Below are 3,574 nucleotides of genomic sequence, written 5' to 3' on the forward strand. Positions count from 1 at the left end.
GATAATGTACGTGCAATAGTAGGCTGAGTAGTCTCATTCACTGCTAATACTGGAGTCGTTTCTATATAGAATTGTACATCATGCTCTTTTTTATCAAGAGGACGCACGCGATAGGAGATGTAGTTAATCGGAGTTGACAACAAATCCAAGTCATCTATCAATTGAGGCGCTGTAAATACAACATCTAATTCGACAGGTCCGCAGGTGAATGTATAGTAACTGGAAGTGGCTAGTACATCTACCGATTTCTGTACAGCCTCATTTTCAAATGTTACTGCATTTTTCTTTTCACGATATAAACCAAAATCCACATAAGATCCTCCAGTTGTGTTATGACAATGCGCTGCAATCACATTTTTGCCATTACGAAGTTTTTTCTTGGCTTCATCTGAAAGTTTTAGGTTTACATTATTCTTCCATACGAGATCTGTAGCAACCAGTTTTTCTCCATTTAAATATAATTCGAATACATCGTCATGAGAATAAATAAGAAAAATATTCTCTGTTAAATCTAAATCATTTATTTCAAATGTACGTCGGATATAAATATCTGTATTATCTCCTTTCCATTCTGTGCGAACACGTGGCATATCACGGCTACCGAAAGCAGCTTTACCTTTTTTCCAACTACTATCATCAAACTGGAATTCTTGCCATCCATTTGCTGGTTGACTATTAGTATATGCAGCCTCCCAACGTTCCACATTTGTCATGGGAGCGATAGGTATTAGAGCTACTTGATCTTTACCCAGGAAACGATACACTTTACCATCTACGCGTAAAGCCCCTACTAATGGTTTCTTAGCTGTAGTCCAGTGTTCTGTACTTCCTTCCATTAATTTATCATAAGGAGACCAGATAGAGAAGTGAGGATCTGAAACAACGATAGGTACCGATGGAGTACGTAGCGCTATCTCTTTTACTGGTTTAAATAAGTTGCCGGTTTGAGCATTTGCGAATAAACCGACCGAAAAGGCCATTACTGTTAGTAGTTTCTTCATAAATATTTTCTAATTAATCTACAATTTTAAGGTTACCCATCTACAATCTTGTTTACCTATAAAGAAAAACAAACCCTACGTTTTCTTTTATTTCTCTTTTTACCTTCTTACTATTACCTTTTAAATGCAATCTTACCTTTCTTATCGCTATACCTAAATAATATATTAAAATCAGTACTGTCGAATATTTATAAATGCTAGAGGAAAAGTTTATATAGAATTGTGTGTTTCAGGTAGGACCCAGGAGTCATACAAATCCATTTGTTTTTCCATAGCATTTTATTTGCAACACTACAAAATAATGGAATTAATGCTAAATATTAGGAAAATCTGTGTTCAAGAAAGGACAAAATCTATTCTTTTTTCATATTTTGAGTGTTTTTAAAGTGCAAAATAAGTCTCTTACAGTGTGCTTTGAGTAGTTTTTTTCCTTTTTGAGCAATATTTATCCACTTTTATTAAGATAGTACAATGTTTTTGGAGGTTCTAGCTTTTAACGATGAGATATTGCTCATTTCGGATAGCTTTTGTAACTTTGCAATACGAAAGCAATACAGATTTTACTATCGCAAAATATACTCCATATATTAAACCTAGGTACGTCACTCGAGAGGGGACTACTGTCCTTTATGTTCGATATAACTACAATCGAACTAAGCGTACGCTTATCTCTACTGGATACAGTATTAAACCGGAACACTGGGATTCTAAAAAGAGATGGATTAAGCGCGCTTGTCCAAACTATGATGAAATTGATGCCTGCCTGATTAGAATAACATCCAAGCTTGGAGAAATTCTTACATATGCTAAGATAAACGGAATAAGTCCAACCGTAGATTTTGTTTTACTTGAACTAAAAAAGAATAGAGAATATGAGTTACGTCCTAATCGGGTAGATATCTTTGACGCATTAGAAAGATATATTACAGAAAAAGCTCCAGTTGTTTCTGCAGATCAAATAAAGGACTACCGAACACTTCGCAAACATCTGATCGCTTTCAAAGAACATTCATCGCAACCAATTACTTTTCATAACTTGAATCTTATATTTTATAATGAATTCATGGACTATTTATTTTATAAGGTTATAAAGCCCGATGGGAGTGTTGGCTTGCTCACTAATTCTGCAGGAAAAATTATACGTTTGTTAAAGGGATTTGTTAATTATCAAATAGATAAAGGAGTTATTCCTCCAATTGACTTGAAGCATTTTAAGGTCGTAGAAGAAGAAACTGATGCTATTTATTTAAGTGAAAAGGAACTTTCAACAATACACGAGTTAGACTTGTCAGATGATAAGCAATTGGAAGAGATTAGAGATGTTTTTATTACTGGGTGTTTTACAGGACTACGATATAGTGATCTCTCAACATTAAGTCCCGAACATATTGACTTAGATAATGAGATTATAAATCTCAAACAGAGAAAAGTGCATAAAGCTGTCATAATTCCTATGATCGATTATGTACCGGAAATACTCAAGAAGTACAACTATGATTTACCTAAAATTCCTAGATATATATTCAACGAAAGGGTTAAAGAATTAGGGCGAAGGGCAAAACTAAAACAGAAGATCGAAGTTGTTCGCAAGAAAGGGAAAGAACGGGAAAAGAGAGTCTATGAAAAATGGGAGATGATCTCTTCTCATACTTGCCGACGATCGTTTTGCACAAATATGTACTTATCCGGCTTTCCTGCCGGAGAACTTATGCGCATATCCGGGCATAAGAGTCCATCTGCATTTATGAGATATATAAAGGTTGATAATCTACAGGCTGCAAAAAGACTAAAAGAACTTCGAGCTAAACTTGCCAGGTAAAGATTGAAATATTTCATCTTAGTTATTTCAAATTATGTTCTATTTTTCATATATGCAGAAGAATTAAGATTCTATTGAATTGCTAAATAGAAAAAAGAAAGTCACATTTACATTATATATATTCCTTTTATTGAATATATATAGCATAATTCTTTATAAACATGTATTTTTTCCTACTATCGAAAACAAGTTTTGATATAATGAAACATGTCGTTGGTTTAAAAGGAACATCTCCTACCTTTAAAAGAAACTACTTATTGGTTTAAAATAAACCACACTATGGACTCCTGAATGGAGTTCTAACATCTACTTTCCTTATTACCTTAAGCTATCACACAATAACATTTCTCTGCAAAATAGCATAAAAAGATAGATAAATCATTCCAGAAAGCTTTATTTACGTCGAATTCATTCAACAAGAGTAATTATTCAATCTATTTGATTTTTAATATCTTAAAATGCTGCTAGTTTTTATGTCATAAAAGAAATTACATGGATAAATGAAAAGAGAGAGAGGAAAAATATTCATTTTTTCAGATTAGTCCATTTCTCATCTTAGACTACCACTACATTTATCCATTAACTTTTTATTTATTAAAAGTCTGCTCATAAATTAGAATTTTGTACTTCATTTAATAGCCACAACAACACAAAGACAATACAATATGAACATATTCTACTGTATTTCAATCAGTTAACAAACGACAATTTAGTCTGGACAGGACCCGGAAAACCAACTTTGCACGGATGACTT

The 3,574-nt window shown here is 33.2% G+C and carries 2 protein-coding genes; one reads left to right on the forward strand and one right to left on the reverse strand.

What is annotated here, in order from left to right; all coding sequences use genetic code 11:
- Positions 1 to 1,001, reverse strand: a 1,001-nt coding sequence (locus KTR06_RS24140; protein ID WP_217290882.1) for a DUF4964 domain-containing protein, incomplete at its 3' end; no start/stop codon positions are given.
- 535 nt (positions 1,002 to 1,536) lie between these two features.
- Between KTR06_RS24140 and KTR06_RS24145 the strand changes: the two genes are divergently transcribed.
- Complete coding sequence (locus tag KTR06_RS24145) at positions 1,537 to 2,820, forward strand: site-specific integrase (protein WP_117685409.1); 1,284 nt, start codon at positions 1,537 to 1,539, stop codon at positions 2,818 to 2,820.
- Positions 2,821 to 3,574: the final 754 nt, after the last annotated feature.

The organism is Bacteroides sp. MSK.20.12, assembly GCF_019052435.1.
Taxonomy (GTDB): domain Bacteria; phylum Bacteroidota; class Bacteroidia; order Bacteroidales; family Bacteroidaceae; genus Bacteroides; species Bacteroides xylanisolvens.